A 21,025-nucleotide genomic window follows, 5' to 3' on the forward strand; every position below is an offset into this window, starting at 1 on the left:
GTTCGATGCGATCGATGGATCGGATCGCGAGATTTTGATGCGGCGGTATGACAACAGCCCGTTGCTCTCAACGTAAAAACCCCGGCCGCTGGGCGGCCGGAGCTTTTTGACCGGACAGGAAGGTGCGATTAGTCGCAGACGTTGATGGTCCGCAGGCGGAAGCCGAACGGGGTCGGCACGCGGCGCACGACGTAGCAGCCGTCGTCGTAACCGCCGATATAGGCAACGCCGAAACCGTGGCCGAAATGGCCGTGGCCGAAGTGGTGACCGTGATGCCATCCACCGTGTCCTCCGCCATGCCAACCGTGAGCCGAAGCGGCGGTCGGAGACAGCGTCATCGCGCTGAGGGATGCTGCGGCAACAAGCCCGAGAGCAATCTTACGAAACATGGTCGTTCTCCTTTTAGATGAAGCGTGGGATGCGCGGGTTTCAGGTTCAAAGCGATTTTCAGTTTCCAGTTGCGGGCTCTTGCTTGGTCTCGCTCTTGCCCGTCGCAAGTTCGTCGCTTGCTTTGAAAAGGCGGTTCGAAGAATCCGGCCGACATTTTTCTGAATGGACGTTCAGACAAGTGGGGTTTCGAGCCCTATGCGTGTGCGAAATCTCACACGGTGCGAATGCCGCTGAAAAATATGCGTGAACCAAGCGGCGACGGGCCGACCTCGCCCTAGATTGACACCGAGGACCGGGTGGTCAAGAAACGCGAGGAAGCTGCCGGAGAACCATGCGAGGACGCGCGACAGGTGTAATCCTCGACATCCAGATGACAATCGCACAGTCCGATAAACCCGCGTTGCCACCGGAGCGTCCCGCGCTTTCGTCGCTGCTTTGGGTCGCGGCATTGATCGCTGTGATGACCGCGATGCGATGCGTCTTTGCCGGCACGCTGGATCTGCGCACCGACGAGGCCTATTACTGGACCTGGTCAAAGGAAAGCGCGCTGTCCTTCCTCGATCATCCTCCGATGATTGCGTGGTTCATTCGTTTCGGTACCGCGATTTTCGGCGATACAAATTTCGGCGTCAGGTTTGCCGGGCTGCTGGCGATGCCGATCTCACAATTGCTGCTTGCCGACATCGTTCGCCGAGTCACGCACGACATCCGTGCCGCCATGCTGGCGGTTCTGATGATGGAAGCGGCGCTGTACTACGGCCTGCTGATGGCGAAGGTCGCGCCCGACATTGCGCTGATTCCGTTTGAACTGGCGATGGTCTGGTCGCTGGTGAGGCTCACGGAGAGCGGCGACGCGCGCTGGTGGCTCGCGGCCGGTGTTTTCGGGGGGCTCTCTCTGCTGTCGAAGCTGACTGCTTTGATGCTGATTCCCGCCATTGCCGCCTTCATCCTCGTGCCGGACTGGCGTTGGCGCTGGCTACGCAGTCCGTACCCATGGACCGCGGCGTTGATAGCTGTTGCGGTGTTCTCACCGGTCCTGATCTGGAACGGGATGCACGACTGGGCCTCGTTCAGGTTTCAGTTCGTTCGTGCGACATCGGAACATGATCTTACACTTCGCACGCTCGGCGATTACATCGGCCTTCAGTTCGGTCAGGTCGGACCGATCCTGCTGCCTGTGGTGCTGTTCGCGGTAGGCGTCACGGCATGGCGTGGCTACCGGCATCGCGATCCCGTCGCCGTGCTGTTGTCTACCGCCGTACTCGTACCGTTCGGGTATTTTCTCTGGAAATCGCTGACGCTTCGGGTCGGCGACACCTGGCCGATGTTCATCTGGCCGTTGGGTTTCGCGGCGGCGGCGATCGACATTGCAATGCGACGGCGCGAAAACTGGCCGGCGTGGATGCTGAAATGGTCAACGTTCTGGGCCAACGCCGCGATTGTGTCGGGTCTCTGTCTCGTCGTCGCGATCTTTCTTTATTACACCGTCAGTCCGTGGAATTTCATCGGCAAGACCGATCCGATCGGCGGTGAGGCGGGATTCGCGCAGGTCGCGAGCCGCGCTGAAAGCGAAATGCAAAACTCCGGTGCAACCTGGATCGCAACAGTCGACTACCGCGTTTATGCGATGCTGCGCTGGTATCTCAGGGATCGCGTGCCGGTGATCCAGATCAATGAGCGCAGTCGTTTCTTAGGCTTTCGGGATCCGGGTTGCGACATGATTGCCGGGCATGCCGGGCTCTATGTCGCCCGGGAGCCGGATGATGCCTCGATTCTGGCCTCGACCGCGGCGGTGCTCACGCCCCTCGGTCAGGTTCAACGGACCTGGCGTGGGCGGGTCATGGACACCTATGTGCTGGAAAAGCTGACGGGCTGGACGCCCGATCTCTCGCCGCCGCCGGCCTCGCCGTTTTACAAATGGCGACAACTAGCCGAGGGCGGGGCGGTTTGCCGTCTAGGGTCTATTTCAACAGGAGCGAATCAGACTCTAGCCGCATCCTTGTGAGAGAGGATGATCTTATCCGAAAACCGGTACTCACTTTTGCGGAATACGCGCTAACTCAGTTGCCGCCGTCTCGCTTGCGCAACAGATCTTTTACAAGGTCGCCGAGCGCGGGCCGCGGCAGCGCCGTGAACGGCATCGGCCGGGTAACGTCGATCGCCGCCAGCCCGAGACGGGCGGTCAGCAATCCATTGAGGACGCCTTCGCCCAAACGCGTCGACAGTTTCGCGGCGATGCCCTGGCCGAGCATTTGCTGGATCAGCGTGTCACTCGCCGCCATGCCGCCGGTGATTGCCAGATGCGCGATGACGTGGCGCATCAGGCGGATCATCCCGAGCGTACCTGGCCTTCCGCCATACAGACGCGCAAGCTGCCGCACCAGCCGCATCGCTGCGGCGAATACGAACAGCACATCCACGACGGCGCGAGGGCTGACCGCGGTGACGATCGACACACGCTGCGCTGCCACTGATACGAGTCGGCGCGCCTCTTGGTCCAGCGGAGCCATCAGTTCGCGTTCGGCGAGCCGCACCAGATCGGCGCCGTCGATGATGTCAGTGCTATGGCTCCGCAACGTTGCTCGTGCCCGGGCCAGGTGCGGATCGTTGTGGGCGAGTTTCACCAGATCGCGCACGACCGCGTCGGCTTCCTTGCGATTGTCAGCCGCGATTGCGGCCAGCGCTCGCCGATGCAGATTCTCGATGGTGGCGAGACGGGTAAGACCCGCGATCTCGCGGGCCGCGATGGCAATCGACGCGATGACAAACAGCGCCGCCAGCATCAGCCCGAGGAAACCAAGCCCCTCGCTGCGTGCAAACAGGTCGCCGACCAGATCGATAGCGCCGATTACGGTGCCGAGCAGGATGAACCCGGCCAATGACGACCAGAACAATGCCCCCCAACGAAATCCCTTCCGCGCCGGAACCGGAGGCATCTCCGCCGGTTCCGGGAGGAGTACGGGCTCCGGCTCGGGTTCAGCTTCCGGCGTGATGCTGATGCTGCCGCGAGCAACCCGGCTCGCGGCCTCGTCGTGTTCCAGGACCACGACGAGCGGATCGTCGAGCTTGAATGTGACGGGACGACGCAGGCCGGAACGCTCACTCATTGCAGTCGGTCTCCGATTAGGAACTGGAGCGCCCGGTCGAGGCGGATATGGGGCAGCGACGGCTCGCCAGTTCCTTCGTTTTGGAGGCGCGGGGGACGAAAGCGCAGAAAACGAAAGTCGGCCTGATCCATAGCGGATGTCGACAGCCCGCGGAAAGCGCCGTTTCCGCTGAAAAGTTCCTTGACATCCTCGGGCAGGTCTCCGGGGAATGTTGCGACTTCGGTGTTGCCGTCGAAGGTCTCGCCATTGGCGGCTTCGCCGGCAAGGGGCGTGCCGAGTATGGACGGCAGTTTCTCGCGACCGCATCGCACCTGCGCCTCGCGCGTGGCGCGGACCGCTGCCAGGGCGACGACATCAATGGCGGCGCCGGCGACTTCGGCCCGCGAGGCGGCGCGTTCCACAATGCGTCGAAGAATCGCCTCAAGCCGGTCATGACTGGTGTGATGCAAATGGTCGGCCTTGGTAGCGGCGAACAGGATGCGATCGATCCGCGGCCGCAATAGTGTACTGAGTAACGTGCTGCGGCCGACGCGATAGCAATCGAGAATTCCGGCAAGCGCCGCTTCGAGATCATATAAGGCTTCCGGCCCCGAATTGAAGGCGGCAAGTGTATCGACCAGCACAATCTGGCGGTCGAGCCGCGAAAAGTGATCGCGGAAAAACGGCCGCACCACGAGATCCTTGTAGGCCTCGTATCGCCGCCGCATCATCGTCCAAAGCGATCCATCAATCGGGATTCCGCCGGAGGGCAAATCAAGCGGCGCGAAAGTGAGCGCGGGCGAGCCTGCAAGGTTGCCCGGCATCAGGAAACGGCCGGGCGGCAGCAGGCTCATGGCGAAACGTTCGTCCCGACACGCGCGAAGGTAGTCGGTGAACAGCCGGGCGGCGGCGAGTGTCGCCTGTTCATCCTCGCGGGCCGAGGGCCGCAGCGTTGCGAGATGATCGTGCCATGCGTGTGCGAGGCGCGCCCGTGGCTGTTGCCGCGATAGCGCCAAGCTCTCTGCCGACCACTGTTCATAACTCTTATCGAGCAGCGGCAGATCGAGCAGCCATTCTCCGGGGTAGTCGACAATATCCAGCGTCAGCGTTTGGTCCAAACCATTCTGCCGCTGATAGCCGATTACGAGCCGCAATTCGCTGATGTCGACCGTCGAGCTTGGCCAGCGCCGCTCCGTGATCAGGGTGTTGACGTGATGTTCATAGCTAAATCGCGGTACGGCGTCGTCCGGTTGCGGGGCAAGCTGCGCGCGGGCGATGCGACCGCTGGCGAGAGATTCAAAAACCGGAAACCGGCCGCCACGCGACAGACCGTGCACAAGCGCCGTGATGAACACGGTTTTGCCAGCGCGTGACAGGCCTGTCACGCCGAGCCTGATCGTCGGGTTGAAGAAGTTTTCGCCGTAGTCCAGCAGCGCGCGTGCCGAGAGGCGCGCTCCTTCAAAGATATCGGAAAAGCTGGCGGCCATATTGATGTGATGTCGGTGATGAAGCCTGCAATGGCGCGCCTATGGTTCGTGGCAACCGGAAAGTGGCGACTGCCGAGCCTGAATCAAGTTCCGTATCCAAGTGAGATGTACATTAATTAGGTTGAGGCTTCGTTGACCCGCGGCTGCTCTACGGCTGCGGCGTGATCTTCAGAACTTGGCGGAGCCTGTCTTATATGGGCTGTGATCGACCTCGTCCTGGCCTGTGCGTCTTATGCGCGAGTGGAACGACGCGGACGACTCCTCGAAATGGTCGCGGTTCGCTCCGGGAATCTTGCGCCGCTAACGGTTGGCGCGCGTTTGCTGTTCATACGAGCGCAACATCGACGATCTCGGGCATGAATTTACCACTTCGGCTGGCTGTCTGTTCCGTTTTCGTAAAATTTTCTCTCCCTCCAGTTGTGTAAAAGAAGTTTAACTACTCGCGTAGATTGTATTTGCGAGCATTTGGGGACGACAATCATGAGCTTTCTACCGGCATCTCGCGATGCGAACGCGAAACTCGACGCGCTGAGCAGATCTCAGGCTATCATCGAGTTCAATCTCGACGGAACGGTCATCACCGCGAATACGAATTTTCTCAATGCGATGGGATATACGCTCGAGGAAATCCGCGGCAAGCATCACGGCATGTTCGTCGACAAGGAACGTCGTGACAATGCTGAATATCGCGAATTTTGGGATTCGCTGCGTCGCGGCGAATATCAGGCGCGAGAGTTTAAGCGAGTCGCCAAGGGCGGGCGAACGGTGTGGATTCAGGCTTCCTACAATCCTCTGATGAACGCGCGAGGCAAGCCTTACAAGGTCGTCAAGTTTGCGACCGACATCACGATGCAGAGGCTGCGCAATGCCGATTATGAAGGTCAGCTGAAGGCGATCCACAAGTCGCAGGCCGTGATCGAATTCAATCCTGACGGCAGTATCATCACAGCGAACGACAATTTCCTTAAGACGGTTGGTTACAGTCTGGACGAGATCCAGGGCCACCATCACCGGATGTTCGTCGAGCCGGACGAGCGAGACAGCGTGGCTTATCAGGTTTTTTGGGACATGCTCCGGCGCGGTGAATATCAGGCCGCCGAGTACAAACGAATTGGAAAAGGCGGCCGGGCGGTCTGGATCCAAGCATCCTACAACCCAATCCAGGATTCGGAGGGGGCGGTCATGAAGGTGGTCAAGTTTGCGACCGATGTGACGGCTCAAGTCCAAGACCGTATGCGTCGTACGGATTTGCAGAAATCCATCGATACGGACCTCGGTCAGATCACTGAATCCGTTGCCGCGACGTCGCGGCGCGTTAGCTCGGCCGCCGATGCGTCCACGCAAGCGTCCGCCAACATGCAGGCTGTCGCGGCTGGCGCCGAAGAACTCGCGGCGTCGGTCGGCGAGATCAGTCGCCAGGCAGCGGACGCGCTTGCTATCTCCCAGCAGGCGGTCACCCAGGCGAACGAGACCGGCACCATCGTTGCCGGGCTTGCGACCGCCGCGCAGAAAATCGGCGACGTCATCAAGCTGATCAACAGCATTGCCGAGCAGACCAATCTGCTGGCGCTCAACGCCACGATCGAAGCGGCCCGCGCAGGCGAGGCCGGTCGAGGTTTTGCGGTGGTTGCGTCGGAAGTGAAGAGCCTGGCATCACAAACCGCCAAGGCGACAGAGGAAATCAGCGGTCAGGTTGCCGAAGTGCAAAACACCACCGGAAGCGCGGTGGGCGTCATCGAGGCCATCACCCAGACCATATCGCGGATCAACGAAATATCTGCGGCCATCGCTGCGTCGGTCGAGGAGCAGGCGTCTGTGACGCAAAGTATCTCATCTAATATGCAGGTCGCCGCCAAGAGCGTTGCCGATATCACGGCAAGCATGAGCGAGATAGCCGACGTCACGCAGTCCGTCGACGCCGCAACCCGCAAAGTCAAGGACGCATCTCGCGCGGTGGCGTAAGCGTTGGTATAGAGGTCGTTGCGCCGGCTCTTCTCTCCGTCATCTCGCCATGGCATGGTTGCTTCCGGGACGGTACGCGATCGGTCTCCGGTCGCGCCTGCGGGAGAATTCGCGTGGCCATTTCCAATAGTCCTGGTGATTTCGATTTCGGTCTCGGCGAAACCGCCGATGCAATCCGCGAGATGGTCCGTGATTTTTCCACGAACGAGATCGCGCCGCGTGCTGCCGAGATCGACAGGTCCAACCAGTTCCCGCGCGATCTCTGGCCGAAGCTCGGCGCACTCGGTCTTCACGGGATTACCGTCGAGGAAGATTATGGTGGCGCCGGTCTCGGTTACCTCGAACACTGCATTGCAATGGAGGAAATCTCGCGCGGTTCGGCTTCGGTCGGATTGTCTTATGGTGCTCACTCTAATCTCTGCATCAATCAATTGCGCCGCAATGGCAGCGAAACGCAGAAGCGAAAATATCTGCCGAAGCTGATTTCCGGCGAGAATGTCGGCGCGCTGGCAATGTCCGAGCCGGACGCTGGTTCGGACGTGGTCTCAATGAGGACGCGTGCTGACAGGAAAGGTGACCACTACGTTCTTAATGGCAGCAAGATGTGGATCACCAACGGGACGCTCGCGGAAACGCTGGTGGTCTACGCCAAGACCGACGCCGCGGCGGGCGCACGAAGCATCACCGCCTTTATCGTTGAGAAAGGCATGAATGGATTCTCAACTGCACAGAAGCTCGATAAGCTCGGTATGCGCGGCTCCGATACCTGTGAACTGGTGTTCGAGGATTGCGAGGTGCCAGAGGAAAACGTCCTCGGTGAAGCCGGCTGCGGCGTCAATGTCCTGATGTCCGGTCTCGATTACGAGCGCGCCGTGCTCGCTGCCGGTCCGCTCGGCATCATGCAGGCTTGCATGGATGTCGTGATGCCGTATGTGCACGAGCGTAAGCAATTCGGGCAGCCGATCGGCAGCTTCCAGCTCGTTCAAGGCAAGGTTGCTGACATGTATGTCACCATGAATGCGTCCCGCGCCTATGTCTATGCGGTGGCAAAGGCGTGCGATCGCGGCGAGATCACGCGCGAGGACGCGGCAGGAGCGATCCTTTACTCCGCGGAGAAGGCGACGCAGTGCGCGCTGGATGCGATCCAGTTGCTGGGCGGGAATGGTTACATCAACGACTATCCGGCCGGCCGCCTGCTGCGCGATGCCAAGCTCTATGAAATCGGCGCCGGCACGAGCGAAATCCGCCGCATGCTGATTGGTCGCGAGCTATTCGAGAAGAGCACCTAGAGCGGAATGAGGAAAGGACGCAGCGGCTTTCCGCCTGCACCCCGTTTCTCAAAATATTGGAATCGATCACGTTCATGAAAATGCTGCGCTGATCAGCGTGGCAAAGAGCCTGAACGGAAGGCTGCCTCACGCTCGCGCTTTCTCAGCCCGCGCCGCGACACTCAGGGCGTCGCGCGCGTTCCGATCCATGTGTCGCGGGCGGTAGTCTAGTTGCGTTAGTCTAGTTATTGACGACGACGACCGTCGTGCCGATCGGCACGCGGTTATAAAGGTCCACCACGTCCTCGTTCGTCATGCGGAAACAACCAGAGGACACCGCCTGACCGATCGTCTCCGGTTCGTTGGAGCCGTGGATGCGATAGAGCGTGGAGCCGAGATACATCGCGCGCGCGCCGAGAGGGTTTTCGAGTCCGCCCTTCATGTGGCGCGGCAGATCGGGGCGACGCGCGATCATTTGCGCGGGCGGGGTCCAGCTCGGCCATTCCTTCTTGGCGCTGATGCGGTGGACGCCGCTCCAGCGGAATCCGTCGCGGCCGACGCCGATACCGTATCTCAGCGCCTGGCCTTGGGGGAGGACGAGATAGAGCCTCCGTTCCCCGGTCCTTATGACAATGGTGCCCGGCGCATACCGGCTCGGGAAATAGACAAGCTGTCGCGGGACCGGACTTGCGGATGTAAAATTGGGACCGAAATTCATGAAGTCGCCCGTATCAACGTACTGGGCGAAAGCGGACTTTCCACTGAAAACAAAGGCGATGGCAATCAAAAGAGCCAGAATGCGCGTCATTATTTCCTCGCATCAATCGATTTCACTGTGAGACTGGCCATAATTCGTCCAATTTCGCAAGCCGCGGCCGTGCAAGGATACCCCTTCTCCGCCGTCGTTTACGAAAAAGCCCCAGCTCCAAGTCCTGGTTTATGCGGGACCGCCAACAGTCATAGGGCAAGCCAGGATAAGGACGTGGCGGGAATAATGTTGATCTCAGGGTTACCGAAAAATGAAACCGGAGCGCAACGATGAACGGCGCCGAAAGTCTGGTCCGAACGCTGATCAAAAACGGCGTGGATATTTGCTTCGCCAATCCTGGCACGTCGGAAATGCATTTTGTCGCAGCGTTGGACCGGGTGGAGGGAATGCGCTGCGTGCTCGGGTTGTTCGAATGCGTGGTGACCGGCGCTGCAGACGGCTATTTTCGTATGAAGGGCGCGCCGGCCTGTACCCTGCTTCATCTCGGTCCAGGCCTCGCCAATGGCCTTGCCAACCTTCACAACGCCAAGAAAGCTAGCTCAGGCATCGTCAATATTGTCGGCCAGCACGCGCTCCACCATATCGAATGCAACGCACCGCTGACATCGGATATCGAGGGGCTTGCTCGGCCGATGTCGGCCTGGGTCCGCACCTCGCCGGATTCGAGGTCGGTCGCTCGAGACGGCGCCGCGGCCATCGCCGCGGCCCAGAGTTCGCCGCCGCAAATCGCAACGCTGATCTTGCCCGCCGACGCCGCATGGAGCGATGCCGATGACGTTGCCGACGTAACCGAGACGTTGCAGCGCCCGGATTATTCGTCGCAGGCGATCGAGAGCACAGCGAAGATCCTGCGCGGCAGCGGAGAGACTCTGCTTCTACTCGCCGGTAGCGCGCTGACTGAAAGGGGATTGGCGCTGGCTGCTGGCATCGCCGGCAAGACAGGCTGCAAGGTGATGGGAGAGACCTTTAACGCGCGCATGGCGCGCGGCCGGGGCCGTTTTTTCGTGGATCGCATTCCCTACCCGGTCGAACAGGCGTTGTCGGTTCTGAAGCCGTTCAGGAACATCATCCTGGTTGAAGCCAACGACCCCGTCGCTTTCTTCGCTTATCCGGACAAGCCGAGCTTCTTGAAGCCGGAGGGCTGCGATGTGCATCGCATGACGGCGAATGGCGAAAACTCGATAGCTGCGCTGGAAGCATTGGCGAGTGCTGTCGGCGCCAGGCTGCGGGACGCGAAACCGCAGCAGCCAATGGAAACGGGGTGGCCGGAGGGGCCGCTCAATCATACGTCCATCGCGCAGGCCATCGCGATGGCGATTCCGGAAAATGCCATCGTCATCGACGAGGCGATCACGACGGGCCGTAAATTCTTTCCGTCGACAGCCTTCGCCGCGCCGCATGATTGGCTGCAGAACATGGGCGGTTCGATCGGATTTTCGACGCCGGTGGCGATCGGCGCCGCGGTGGCTTGCCCCGAACGCAAAGTGATCTGCATGGTCGGCGACGGCAGCGCGATGTACACGCTGCAATCGCTATGGACGCAGGCCCGCGAAGGCCTCAACGTCCTCACGATCGTTTTCTCCAATCGCATGTATCAAATTCTGCGAGGCGAATTCGACGGTGTTGGCGCTGGCGAACCCGGCAAGAAGGCGATGGACATGCTGAGCCTCGATCGTCCCGCGCTCGACTGGGTGACGCTTGGCAGAGGCATGGGGGTTCAGGGCCGCGCTGTCACCACGGCCGACGAGTTTAACAAGGCGCTTGCCGAGGCCATGGCCGAGCAGGGGCCGCGCTTGATCGACGTACAGATGTGACGACGATGCAGGATGCAGTCGTAAACAATGGTCGATGCGTTGAGCGCGGCGGGGAGGTGCCCCGGGTGCGGGAGCCTTCATGAGCCTGACCTATGTCATTCCCGACATCCACGGCCGCTTCGATCTGTTGAGCGAGGCCTTGCACGGAGTTCATGCCCACGCCGCTGGCAATGGGGGGACGCTCGTCATGCTCGGCGACTATGTCGACAAGGGGCCGGACAGCAGCAAGGTCATCGCTCGCTTGCGGCGCGGAATGCCGGACGGCTGGACCTTCGTTCCGCTCAAGGGCAATCACGATGCGATGATGGTTACGGCGTGGCGTGACCCCGCGGAAATGACGCGCTGGCTGGAACACGGCGGCGATGCGGTCCTGGAATCCTACGGCAGTGATCCCTTCGTGATTCCGGAGGCCGACATTGCCTGGCTCGAGGCGCTGCCGCTCATGCATATCGATGCGCACCGCATCTATGTTCACGCCGGGCTCGATCCCGGAGTTGGACTTGACGCGCAGCCCGAAATCACGCTGCTCTGGAAACGCTATCCCCAAGGCGAAGCGGCCGGATTCGAGGGCCGTCATATCGTGCATGGACACAACTCGTTTGCTGAGGGACCGGAAATGTACCAAGGCCGGACCAATCTCGACACCAGGGCGTGGCGAACCGGCCGCCTCGTGACTGGCGTGTTCGATGATGCATATCCTGGTGGGCCGGTCGATTTCATCGTCGTTCATGGCTCGACTCAAGGGACCTCGACCTCGTGACGCCGGCTTTGAAGAGGTTAAAGCTGGAACCGCACGCCCCTCGGATAAGAAGACGACCGGTTTCTTTCGTGGGATAGCCGGATGGTTTTATCTTGACGGCTGCTCGCGGCGCAGGTCTTCGTGTGGCAATGGACAAGGTCTCGAACTCGGTTACGAAACTGCAGGCGACGTTCCGCATCACGCTGAATGGCGAGTCCGTCGCCATCGCTACGGTCGGACAGGCCTACGACTTCATCACCCGCCTGAGCACCGCCGAGTGGGTGGAGTTTAGCACGCTGCACGAGGACGCGTGCGCCGCGCTCGAGGCCGCCGCTGGCAACGCGATGCTGAGCCGCAAGGCGACCGATGCATTGCGAGCGTTGTTCGCGCGAACAAAATTGTTGTGACTGATCGGGCGGGGCCATGAGGGCGCGCCGCGTGGCTAAATCCAAAATGGTGGGCGCACAAGGGATCGAACCTTGGACCTCTCCCGTGTGAAGGGAACGCTCTCCCGCTGAGCTATGCGCCCGGAATCGCCATCTGCCGTGAAGGATTCCCAGGCCTCGGTGTCGAATCCGACCCGGCGCGGCGACGAAGCCGCGATTTAGGGAATGCAGGGCAGGAGTGTCAAGCGAACTTGTACCTGCCGCTCGAAGCCAAGGGAAGCCAAGGGAAACCAAGGCAGTTCCGAACCATAACCAGTCACTGCGGTCCAGCCGTCTACGTCTGTCAGCGGGCCATCACTGAACCTGAACCGCCAGCGGATCCCGCAAGGGCGGTTGGCGGACGATCTCATTCCCGAACAACTGACTCGCTTTCCGACAGCGCCAGGTGCATACTCTTAAGGTTCCGGAGAACGCTGCCCGCGCTCCGCCCCCTTTTGAAGCAGGGAGCAACGCCATGAGGGTGCAACGTGGTTCTCGTCAGCTAAAGTCCTTGAAAGATCGTCTGGCCGAGTTTGTGGCAGGTGTCCGCAAGGCTACCGACGAACTTCCTCCGTACGCGCGCGGGGATGAAGCGTTGAGGAAACGCCGTCTATCGGACATTGCGGCCCATATAGAGGGCTGGGCAAATTCCTCGGGGTTGCAGACGCCGAAGTGATGCTGGTTATGCCCGTTTCGCGTCAAGCCTACGTGCCGGCGACGTGGAGAAATCGTGTGCGGATGTTTTGCTGACATTTGCCCAGATGATGCTGTGAGGGTGGCTTCAAGGGGATCAAGAAAAAAAGCCATTCCCTTTCAGGAATGGCTAAGGCGAGCTATGGAGGTCGTCCAGCCCTGTGTACTGCCGTTACCTTGTTTGCAGCCATACGCGGCAAGAATGGCCCATGTTTGCTGATTCGGCTGCAACATGATTGACACAGTTCTTTTCGGTCGGCTTTTCAGAGGCGCAAGCAATAGTCCGATCGTGCAGTGTCAGGCGGTGCCGCGCTGATCCGGCTGTTACTGTGGAGCGTGCGGGTCTGTTCGCGGGTGTCTTACGAGGCGTTCGGGATTGCCCACCAGCAGACACTCGCCGTTGCGGAAAGGCGTACCCCTTTATTGGCGAGGGAACGACCGGTGTTTCTGACGGTTGGCAAATTGAATCATCGGGAGGAACGCCATGCCTTACGCACTCTTTGATCACGACGTACGTATCGGCGAATCAGCGTCGACGGAATTGGGTGCCTGGCAAAATGCGCTGCGGGCTGGCCTCATTTCGGATATTCCCGTCGCCGACGAGCAAGGCGGTCAGGTTTTGCCGCGAGGCCTCACCGTGAAGCGGATGGATGAAAAGGGCGGCCGCGATTAGAGCGGGATCCTGACGTCACGACGAGCTGAACCGCCGACGGTTGTTGGAACCGGCACGGAATGCGACCGGGCAGTCAGGATAGCAAAGGAAATATCTTGCGTTACAGCATAATATGGGTTTCTTTCGAGCAAAGATATCTTCACGGAGAATAGAAATGACGGCTCCATCATCGAAGGGTGTGGCCGAAGAGGATCTGCGTCTCATTGCGCTCTCACTTATCTCCGAGGCGCCCCGTCACGGCTACGACGTCATCCAAACGATCGAGAAAATGACGGCTGACTGGTTTTTACCCGGTCCCAACGTCGTTCATCCGATGCTGGCCAAGCTTGTGGAAGAGCGCTGTCTGACCGCATCTGCTGATCCTCCGAGACTTTTCACCATCACGGACGAAGGCCACGCCTATCTTGAGCAGCATCGTGATCGCGCCGATGCCGTCCTAAATCGTCTGAAGGCTCTCGGCGAGCGCGTCACCCGCTGGCGGCAGGCTCTCGGAGTTGCGGAAAGGCAGAAGGAGGCCGACGCGGATGCTACGGAGGGACTGCTGGATGTCCTTGCCCGTGCGGCGATGCCGAGGAAATAGCCTTGCGTAAAACGAAGCTGGCGCGGCGACGCTTTGAAGTGAACGGGTTGGTGGGGACGATCGCGGCATAACGGAGCGCAGCCGCGGCCTTTGTGAGGCCGCCTTCGATCACGCTCGGCACCAGCCGCTCGACCTTTCGGTGTCAGGGGCGCATTCTTGTGGATGTTGTATAGGCTCGAGGATATCGAAGCTTTGCAACCTCAGCTTCCTCGGTTCAGTTCAGACGGACAACCTTCTGAAAGCTCCAGAGCCTTTCCGAGCGAACTGAATCGTTGATGAGTCTCAAGGAGCTTGTGATCTGATTCACGCTGTCTGCCGGATCGGAAACCCGCAGCCATAGCTCGCAATTTGTTCTGATCACAGATGTCTGGGCGCTGACCGCGCAATTCTTCTTTCGAGAACTATCAGGATGCGCGGGTCATAGGCGGTCGAACAACATCGTTCTTCGAACCGGCCATCCCCGCGCATATTGCAAGAGCACAGATCGGGTCTATGCAATCGGCAATCGTTCTATAGCGTTTTCGAACGAAGTGGATGCCGGTTCGCGTAAAGAAAACGCGTCAAAACATAAGATAGAGTTCCGCTTCTGATTCCATCGGAATCAGAAGCGGAAAAGCTCTAGTCCCTCTGCAGGGTATGCGTGAAGTACCACAGTGTGCCGTTGAGCACCATCGCACCCAGGATATTGCCGATTGTGACCGGGATCTGATTCCATACCCACCACTCGTAGATGCTCACGTTGGCACCCGAGAGGATAGCGGTTGGGAACAGCCACATGTTGACCACGGTGTGCTCGAATCCCAGCGCGAAGAACATCCCGATCGGGATCCACATCAGCACCACCCGGCCCAGGGTGCTGCGCGTGGCTTTGGACATGACGGACCCGAGGCTCACCAGCCAGTTACAAAGGACGCCTTTGCCAATGGCGGCGCACCAGCCAATCGCGCCGTAATGGATATAGCTCACCTTGCTCTCGGCGGTCTTGGCGATCACTTTGAGCATGCTGTCCGGCTCGATGGACCCGCCTTTGGTCAATGAGAACCACAGCAGCCAGCCGAAGAATATGCCTCCCAGAAGGTTGCCCACCATAGTCCATGTCCAGTTACGAACTAACTGGAACGGCGTAATCGTCCCGGCGTACATGCCGATGGGCATCGTCGCGAAGCTGCCCGTCGCCATCTCCAGGCCGAGGAAGCTCAGTGTGACGTAGCCCGCCGGGAAGACAAGTCCGGCTACCGCGAGCGGTATGCCCGCTGCAACCATGGCGAAGGTCACACAGGCTCCATAGGCCAGAAAGGGTGTACACAAGAAGCCGCGAATGAGTAGGTGAATGGTACCGAACTTAGCTTTCTTGGCGGCATCCGCCGCAATCGCGGCGCCCATATCGGACGGCGGCACCGTTTCGATCACAACGCTGGCGTTCGCATAATCGGCCATTGCGTTCCCCCCTGTGTATTTGATTTTTCCGATCACCGCCCCGTTCAGGCAGCGCCGTTATCACTCAAATGCATATCAGATATCTGTATATCGTGCAACGGCGAGGCCGGGGTAGCCGCGCGCGAATCGGACTCGACACGCGCGGGTAGAATCCCACGCGCGGGCAGAACCATTGAGCGCTTTTAACGAGGCGCAAGCGATCGCCAGCGCAGCTGCAAAGCGCCGTGCTGATCTTTGTTTACCTGGAGGATGGACCGACTAATCCGTCAAGGTCGCAATCTGTTCGGTGAACCAGTCCAGATCTTTTTTCCAGCCGGCATTGTCGGGTGCGCGCATGACAACCCGTTCCATGGCAGCTTGTCCCTGCCGCAGCGCAGCCAGCGCGTTATTGTGGTCGTTGGACCGGCGATACATCTCCGCCAGGTGCCCTTGGCTCACAGCAACACCGCGCTGCAGATCGACGTTGCCGGGATCGGCAAGCGACAGCCGCTCCATGATCGCAAGCCCTTCAAGAAAGGATTTCTCGGCCTCGTCCACATTGCCCTGCGCTTCCAGCACTTCGCCGATACGATCGTAAGATACCGTCAGATCGCGCAGCCAACCGACGTTATCAGGACTGCGCTGCGCCAGCCGTTTCCTGATTTCAAGCCCTTCGCGGAAGGCTTTCAGCGCTTCCTCCACTTCGCTCTGTGCTTCCAACACGTCGCCGATACAATCGTGTGACACCGACAAACTGCGTTGCCAGCTGACGTTATCGGGATCGTTGCGCGCCAGCCGCTCTCTGATCGCGAGTCCCGCGCGATAGGATTTCAACGCCTCGGGCAGGTTGCCCTGCGCCATCTGCACGTCGCCAACTTTTTCATGGCATACAGACAGATCGCGTTGCCAGCCGGCGTTGCCCGGGTCGATCCGCGCTAGTCGTTCGGCAATCGCGAACTGATCCTCGAAGGCCTTCAGCGCATCGGCCATGTTGTCCTGAGCCATCAGCACGTCGCCGATGCGGTCGTAGGACACCGCCAGGCCGCGCTGCCAGTCAACATTGTCGGGGTCGGCGTTTGCCAAACGCTGCCTGATGGTCATCCCTTCATGGAAGGCTTTCAACGCGTCGGGCAGACTGCTCTGCGCCACGTGCACGTCGCCGATCTTGGCGTGCGACACTGACAGATCACGCTGCCAGCCGACATTCTCGGGCTCGGTGCGTGCCATCTGCTGCGCGATCTCAAGCCCTGTGCGGAAGGATTTCAACGCGTCGAACAGCTTGCCCTGCGCGACCAGCACATCCCCGATACGATCATGAGAGATTGACAGACTGCGCTGCCAGCTCGTGTTATCGGGATGGGCCTTGGCGACCCGCTCCTTGATCGTGAGCCCGTTGCGGAAAAATTCGAGAGACTCCGGCAGCTTGCCCTGCGCCAACAGCACGTCGCCGACGCGGTCGTAGGCGAGCGTCCGATCGCGTTGCCATTTGTTGTCGTCGGTGTCGGCGCCGCGCGCCAGCCGCTCAGTGATCTCGAGCTGGTTTTGGAACGCTCCCAGCGCCTCCGGAAGATTGCCTTGCGCCATCAGCGCTTCACCGATCTTCTCGTGACACAGCGACAGCTCGCTCTGCAGATCGGTGTCGCCGGGGGCGCCGTTCGCCAGCCGTTCGACAATGGCGAGCTGCTTGCGGATCGATTCCAGCGCCTCGTCCAGTTTGCCTTGCACCGCAAGCAGGTCGCCGACCTTCTCGTGCGAGATTGATAAATCGTGTTGCAGCCCGGCATTGTCGGGAGTCTTGCTCGTCAGCCGCTCTCGGATCGCAAGTCCTTCACGGAACGACTTGAGCGCTTCAGGCAGCTTGCCCTGCGCCACCAGCACGTCGCCGGCACGATCATGTGCAACCGACAGATTGCGCTGCCAGCCGGCATTGTCGGGTTCGGCGCGGAGTAGTTGCTGAAACGTTTGTTCGATCGCATTCAGGACGATCAGGCGAACATCGGAAGGAAGGTGCCGACCCGCCACATCGTCAAAACTGACGAGCAAACGCTCGGCCGCGCTTGCGCGGACAGAATTATCGGGGTTCTCAAGCAGACGGCATATCTCTCGGGCCGCGCTCGCCGAAGTGCCGGCAGCCGGCGAGATGATCGCATCAGCGAGCGCTTGTGTGGCGCCTCGCAGCTCCTTTTCGCCAAGCGCTGGATCGCCATAGTACCGGGCAGCACGGACATCGTCCTTGCTTGCCAAAAGATGGATCATGGTTTCAGACACCCGCAGCGGGTCGCCGGGTGCAAGCGTCAGAAGGTGATCTGCGATCAGCAGGTGCAGTTCGGGATTCGAGACGCGTAGCGCGGCAAGGCGCGAGCGGGCGGCAGCCCGCGCCTGAGCGTGGTTGAAATCCAGTTGCGCAAGATCGCCATGCTGGTGAATCTGGCCGCGGAACAGGTTGCGCAGCGCAGCAAAGCGCTTCTGGTCCCAGGCTTCGCCGCTGACCTGAGGCAACAATTGACGAAAGTCACTCTCTCGCCATCCAGTCCGGCCTGCCGAAAGAAGACCGATAAACGCCGCCGCGATCGCCGGACCCAACAGCTCGGCCGCGCTATCGAATGTTGCGCGATAGAGGAGCAGGATGTCCGTAGGCATGGCGCCGACCGCATCCAGCATCGCATTCTGCCGACGCTCCTCCGGAGTGCCAGTATATTCGCGCTGCATGTCGGCAAAATCACTGGTAGCGAGCAGCTCGAGTTCCTCGAGCGCAACCATCAGCCACAACGGATTGGCCCAAGCCGACCCGCCCGCATGCTTCTTCGCGAGCAGAGCGTCAATCACCGGGGAGGCCAGCTTGCGCTGGTTGCGTTTGCATACCGCGTCGATGATCGCTTCGGGCGCCTCCAGTGGCGGGAGGGTCAGCGCTTCCATGCCCGAACGTTCGGCCAGCGCCTTGGAGGCGCCTCCGGCAAGGCCGGTTGCGACCACGCGCGCATTGATCGGCCAAAGCCGTGGCAACCAGGTGGTAAACTTCCCGCGCGAGGTCTTCTTGAACTGATCGATCGCGTCGATCAGGATAATCACGCGCCGTTGCGAAGCCATCCGCGCGAGCAGGGAGGCGAAAGCCCGCTCGACAATCTCCGGGTCGATATTGGCGGCGAGGTCAACATCGCCGGCGCCGAGGGCGCTGCCGAGTTCGGTAATCCAGCGGCGCAGCATGGCATCGATCGATGAAGCCCGCGGGGCTGCCTCCGCAGCATGGGCGAGAACGAAGGCATCAGTTTCCTTCATGCGGCGGAGAAGCTCGCCGAACAGTGCGCTCTTGCCCGAGCCCGGATCGCCGGTGATGCAGATCCCCCATGGCGCGCCTTCCCTCGTGGGGGAAAGCTCCTTGGCAGGGGAGAGACAGAGGTCGGTGACGCGCGCAAGGACCGACTGCCTGCCGACGAAGTCGCGTGCGCGATCGTTGGCAAAGCTTTGGAGCACGTTGCGCTCCGCCTGCATCTCCTCGATCGTGCTGCTAACGGATACCGACATCGTGGAAACCTCACTGAACAACTAGTTTATAACATCGTCGTGGAGTCGGACAAATCCGACCTGGCCGCGACATCCGCCAAAAAGACGATCGTCGAATTCGCGCCGAAGCGCCGTACCGACGGCGCGAAGATCTTGACTGGCGCCTCGTGAAAAGCTCTCGGCATGGTCCGCATTCGAACGATCGCTGGAAGCATGCGTCGTACAAAGTCGGTGTCCGCCGGCAGGTGTTCAAGTCCGGACCGGCAGCGCTCCAGCCCGAAACCACCACAGCCGTCACGGGTACACAGCCGTCACGGGTACGAAGTGGCCGAAGCCGCTAGGTTAGAGTTCTGCGAAACGATAACAGCAATAGTGTGCACCGTGACGCGGTAAGCGCCGAGCAAGCCTCGTACGAGCTTTCGAAGTCAAGCACTATTTCACGGCATTCTTCATTCCCTCAGCTCGGGGCTGTCGGTTCGAACTGGCTGCCCTTGCTTGCGTCGGCCCCATGTCGGGAGGCCGGGTAAAATCGTGGTCAAGGCTACCGCCGTTCCGTGCCCCCGCGCTCCATCGGTTATCAGATTTTCCCGTGGGCTCGAGTCTGTAAGGGCTTGGAACCAAGGCGTCAACGTGCCCAGCTAGCTGGAAATCAGAACGACCAGGAAAGAGGACGCGCCCGCTGCGATCCCGCAAGCAGAGCGAGACGGCCGACAAACTGTCGTTCCTTTGGGGGCGATGCGTCGCTCCATTATCATGATGGAGGTCGGAACCGGCCGCAGATGCTAGATCTCCCGTCCCCGGGCGATCGCGGCATCGAGTAGCTTCTCTGCGTTTTCGACGGCCTGCCTGAAGATCTCCGCCTCGTCTTCCAACGACATTCCAGTGATTGTGGAGTTCTTCAGGTCGCGGAGGCAGTTGTCTCGGAGTGTCATGAGAGACGTATCATCGAGGAGGTGCCCACTGAGGACATATCGGATCAGTTGGGCGGTAAAATTCTCGAACACAAGCGTAATCATACCCGCCTGGGCTGCACTGCGAGTTGCATTCTGGAGGATCTGTTTATCATCCATCGCGTCGTTTCATCTGTTTGTGTCAGAGAATTTAGAGGTTGCTGTTTGTCTGGTACCGTTTGGAGCCTTTGGAGTCGTTCTGGGCGCGGGCCGGTGGTGGCATGGCGCCGTCCGCTCTCTAACAAAGGTGCGCCAGATTCGAGACTAGCCTTTTCCAGTTCATCCAGCCAGCAGCCTTTCTTTGCCGATCCGTCGTTGCCTATCCGTTGCAATCGGGCTTTTGACTAGGCTCCCACCGACGGAAGTCCCGGTTCGCATCGATCGTGAGCCCGGCGTTCAATCGCGTTCCGGCACCAGGCCGTCATTGTCTCGATGTCGGGTTTCAGACGCGTGGCTGAATCTCCGGCGAAAGCCAGAAAGTCACCGAGGTTTTGCGTGGAAACACCGATGAGAAGCGGGATATCGGCAATCAGGGCCTCGGCAATGACCGCTCGCAGCCCCCGGCCGTGCGCTTCTTCCCTGCCAAACTTGTTGATGACCACCAAATCGACGTGTTCGAGCACCGCGCGCTCGATCCAGGCGTCGATGCGCGCGAAGGCGTCCTGATCAAGCCGGCAGCCCCTTGCTTCGTTACCGCGGTCCAGCGAGATCTTGACCTCGTCACCGCACAACAGATCCTTGACATACATGTCGCATCGACGCCGGCCTTCCCGATGCGGGTTTGACTGGACGACGCCACCGAGCTTGTAGCTGGAAGCGATCAGAACGGCAGCGCATTGAGCTATCAGAGCATCCCTGACGAGACCGTCATCGTAAGCCACCACCCCGATCGGCCTCAGGCCGGGGTCCGTATGCTCGGCAGAAATTTGGGGAGCAGGGCGCCGCTCCATCGTTCCCTCTTCTGCATCAGCCATGTCTTGAATTCTTGTTTTGATTTGATCGCTGCTCGGTTCTTTTTACGTTGCTCATTTCCCGGCCCGCGCTTTTTCCGGCGCGGAGAAAGCCGCTGGTGCTGTTTCAGAGCGGCGTCACGATCAGCAATACGCTGCCTCATTGCGACAGGCAGGCCACGGAATGGTCTATCAGGGCAAGTGAAACCGACGCAAAGCGGCCTGTCAAGTGATCCCATATGAAGGGTCTGTCTGCCCTTGCGTGGTCAGCAGCGCGGAACGCGCTTGTCGGATTGATGACAGAATGGGACCTTGCCGGAGC

16 protein-coding genes and 1 tRNA gene are annotated in these 21,025 nt (G+C 60.2%); 8 read left to right on the top strand and 9 right to left on the bottom strand.

From position 1 onward, the window contains the following. Positions 1–128: 128 nt before the first annotated feature. A complete protein-coding gene (locus AC1RT6_RS15145) occupies positions 129–389 on the bottom strand; it encodes a hypothetical protein (RefSeq protein ID WP_079445849.1) in 261 nt (86 codons plus the stop codon). 332 nt (positions 390–721) lie between these two features. On the opposite strand from AC1RT6_RS15145, the gene AC1RT6_RS15150 reads away from it, so the two are divergent. Next, on the top strand, positions 722–2,395 hold the full coding sequence (locus AC1RT6_RS15150) for a glycosyltransferase family 39 protein (protein ID WP_079445850.1): 1,674 nt from the start codon (positions 722–724) through the stop codon (positions 2,393–2,395). 55 nt (positions 2,396–2,450) lie between these two features. Here AC1RT6_RS15150 and AC1RT6_RS15155 read toward each other — a convergent pair whose 3' ends face one another. Together AC1RT6_RS15155 and AC1RT6_RS15160 are read right to left on the bottom strand one after the other, a co-directional pair. After that, on the bottom strand, positions 2,451–3,497 hold the full coding sequence (locus AC1RT6_RS15155; protein WP_079445851.1) for a YcjF family protein: 1,047 nt from the start codon (positions 3,495–3,497) through the stop codon (positions 2,451–2,453). Further along, positions 3,494–4,963 carry a YcjX family GTP-binding protein gene (locus AC1RT6_RS15160; RefSeq protein WP_079445852.1) on the bottom strand — a complete coding sequence of 490 codons (1,470 nt, stop codon included), beginning with the start codon at positions 4,961–4,963 and terminating at the stop codon, positions 3,494–3,496. The genes AC1RT6_RS15155 and AC1RT6_RS15160 overlap by 4 nt, the downstream gene beginning before the upstream one ends. A 480-nt stretch (positions 4,964–5,443) precedes the next feature. Here AC1RT6_RS15160 and AC1RT6_RS15165 point away from each other — a divergent pair, with 480 nt between their 5' ends. Continuing rightward, a complete protein-coding gene (locus tag AC1RT6_RS15165; RefSeq protein ID WP_079445853.1) occupies positions 5,444–6,925 on the top strand; it encodes a methyl-accepting chemotaxis protein in 1,482 nt (493 codons plus the stop codon). Between the two features lie 113 nt (positions 6,926–7,038). Further along, positions 7,039–8,214: an isovaleryl-CoA dehydrogenase gene (locus tag AC1RT6_RS15170; RefSeq protein WP_173815909.1), complete on the top strand. Its 1,176-nt coding sequence runs from the start codon at positions 7,039–7,041 to the stop codon at positions 8,212–8,214. 220 nt (positions 8,215–8,434) lie between these two features. Here the strand turns inward: AC1RT6_RS15170 and AC1RT6_RS15175 are convergent, their stop codons facing one another. After that, on the bottom strand, positions 8,435–9,001 hold the full coding sequence (locus AC1RT6_RS15175) for a L,D-transpeptidase (protein ID WP_079445854.1): 567 nt from the start codon (positions 8,999–9,001) through the stop codon (positions 8,435–8,437). A 230-nt stretch (positions 9,002–9,231) separates the two neighbouring features. Here AC1RT6_RS15175 and AC1RT6_RS15180 point away from each other — a divergent pair, with 230 nt between their 5' ends. The 3 genes from AC1RT6_RS15180 (at position 9,232) to AC1RT6_RS15190 (ending at position 11,922) form a co-directional block, all read left to right on the top strand. Continuing rightward, entirely contained in the window at positions 9,232–10,776 is a 1,545-nt protein-coding gene (locus tag AC1RT6_RS15180; protein WP_472791005.1) for an acetolactate synthase large subunit, read from the top strand. Positions 10,777–10,855: 79 nt separating this feature from the next. After that, complete coding sequence (locus AC1RT6_RS15185) at positions 10,856–11,536, top strand: metallophosphoesterase (protein ID WP_079445856.1); 681 nt, start codon at positions 10,856–10,858, stop codon at positions 11,534–11,536. A 128-nt stretch (positions 11,537–11,664) separates the two neighbouring features. Further along, the gene (locus tag AC1RT6_RS15190) at positions 11,665–11,922 is read left to right on the top strand and encodes a hypothetical protein (RefSeq protein ID WP_079445857.1); all 258 of its coding nucleotides are present in this window, start codon (positions 11,665–11,667) and stop codon (positions 11,920–11,922) included. Between the two features lie 47 nt (positions 11,923–11,969). Here the strand turns inward: AC1RT6_RS15190 and AC1RT6_RS15195 are convergent. Continuing rightward, positions 11,970–12,044, bottom strand: a tRNA-Val gene (locus AC1RT6_RS15195). Between the two features lie 1,073 nt (positions 12,045–13,117). Between AC1RT6_RS15195 and AC1RT6_RS15200 the strand changes: the two genes are divergently transcribed. Together AC1RT6_RS15200 and AC1RT6_RS15205 are read left to right on the top strand one after the other, a co-directional pair. Beyond that, a complete protein-coding gene (locus AC1RT6_RS15200; protein ID WP_079445858.1) occupies positions 13,118–13,306 on the top strand; it encodes a hypothetical protein in 189 nt (62 codons plus the stop codon). 154 nt (positions 13,307–13,460) lie between these two features. After that, positions 13,461–13,886: a PadR family transcriptional regulator gene (locus AC1RT6_RS15205; protein WP_079445859.1), complete on the top strand. Its 426-nt coding sequence runs from the start codon at positions 13,461–13,463 to the stop codon at positions 13,884–13,886. A gap of 618 nt (positions 13,887–14,504) precedes the next feature. On the opposite strand, the gene AC1RT6_RS15210 is transcribed toward AC1RT6_RS15205, so the two are convergent. The 4 genes from AC1RT6_RS15210 to AC1RT6_RS15225 form a co-directional block, all read right to left on the bottom strand. Next, positions 14,505–15,323 (bottom strand): formate/nitrite transporter family protein, encoded by an 819-nt coding sequence (locus tag AC1RT6_RS15210; RefSeq protein WP_079445860.1) that lies wholly within the window; start codon positions 15,321–15,323, stop codon positions 14,505–14,507. Between the two features lie 258 nt (positions 15,324–15,581). Continuing rightward, positions 15,582–18,824, bottom strand: coding sequence for an ATP-binding protein (locus AC1RT6_RS15215; RefSeq protein WP_079445913.1), 3,243 nt, complete (start codon positions 18,822–18,824; stop codon positions 15,582–15,584). A 761-nt stretch (positions 18,825–19,585) separates the two neighbouring features. Further along, a complete protein-coding gene (locus AC1RT6_RS15220; RefSeq protein ID WP_079445861.1) occupies positions 19,586–19,873 on the bottom strand; it encodes a hypothetical protein in 288 nt (95 codons plus the stop codon). Positions 19,874–20,097: 224 nt separating this feature from the next. Further along, the gene (locus AC1RT6_RS15225) at positions 20,098–20,727 is read right to left on the bottom strand and encodes a DUF2478 domain-containing protein (RefSeq protein WP_244553421.1); all 630 of its coding nucleotides are present in this window, start codon (positions 20,725–20,727) and stop codon (positions 20,098–20,100) included. Between the last annotated feature and the right edge of the window lie 298 nt (positions 20,728–21,025).

It is taken from the genome of Nitrobacter sp. MLSD-S21 (assembly GCF_058809865.1).

Bases quoted from the DNA above. Each gene is read 5' to 3' on its own strand.
- AC1RT6_RS15190 (WP_079445857.1), top strand. From the start codon at position 11,665: ATGGACAAGGTCTCGAACTCGGTTACGAAACTGCAGGCGACGTTCCGC.
- AC1RT6_RS15180 (WP_472791005.1), top strand. From the start codon at position 9,232: ATGAACGGCGCCGAAAGTCTGGTCCGAACGCTGATCAAAAACGGCGTG.
- AC1RT6_RS15155 (WP_079445851.1), bottom strand. From the start codon at position 3,497: ATGAGTGAGCGTTCCGGCCTGCGTCGTCCCGTCACATTCAAGCTCGAC.
- AC1RT6_RS15205 (WP_079445859.1), top strand. From the start codon at position 13,461: ATGACGGCTCCATCATCGAAGGGTGTGGCCGAAGAGGATCTGCGTCTC.
- AC1RT6_RS15210 (WP_079445860.1), bottom strand. From the start codon at position 15,323: ATGGCCGATTATGCGAACGCCAGCGTTGTGATCGAAACGGTGCCGCCG.
- AC1RT6_RS15165 (WP_079445853.1), top strand. From the start codon at position 5,444: ATGAGCTTTCTACCGGCATCTCGCGATGCGAACGCGAAACTCGACGCG.
- AC1RT6_RS15200 (WP_079445858.1), top strand. From the start codon at position 13,118: ATGCCTTACGCACTCTTTGATCACGACGTACGTATCGGCGAATCAGCG.
- AC1RT6_RS15215 (WP_079445913.1), bottom strand. From the start codon at position 18,824: ATGTCGGTATCCGTTAGCAGCACGATCGAGGAGATGCAGGCGGAGCGC.
- AC1RT6_RS15150 (WP_079445850.1), top strand. From the start codon at position 722: ATGCGAGGACGCGCGACAGGTGTAATCCTCGACATCCAGATGACAATC.
- AC1RT6_RS15160 (WP_079445852.1), bottom strand. From the start codon at position 4,963: ATGGCCGCCAGCTTTTCCGATATCTTTGAAGGAGCGCGCCTCTCGGCA.
- AC1RT6_RS15225 (WP_244553421.1), bottom strand. From the start codon at position 20,727: ATGGCTGATGCAGAAGAGGGAACGATGGAGCGGCGCCCTGCTCCCCAA.
- AC1RT6_RS15145 (WP_079445849.1), bottom strand. From the start codon at position 389: ATGTTTCGTAAGATTGCTCTCGGGCTTGTTGCCGCAGCATCCCTCAGC.
- AC1RT6_RS15185 (WP_079445856.1), top strand. From the start codon at position 10,856: ATGAGCCTGACCTATGTCATTCCCGACATCCACGGCCGCTTCGATCTG.
- AC1RT6_RS15220 (WP_079445861.1), bottom strand. From the start codon at position 19,873: ATGGATGATAAACAGATCCTCCAGAATGCAACTCGCAGTGCAGCCCAG.
- AC1RT6_RS15175 (WP_079445854.1), bottom strand. From the start codon at position 9,001: ATGACGCGCATTCTGGCTCTTTTGATTGCCATCGCCTTTGTTTTCAGT.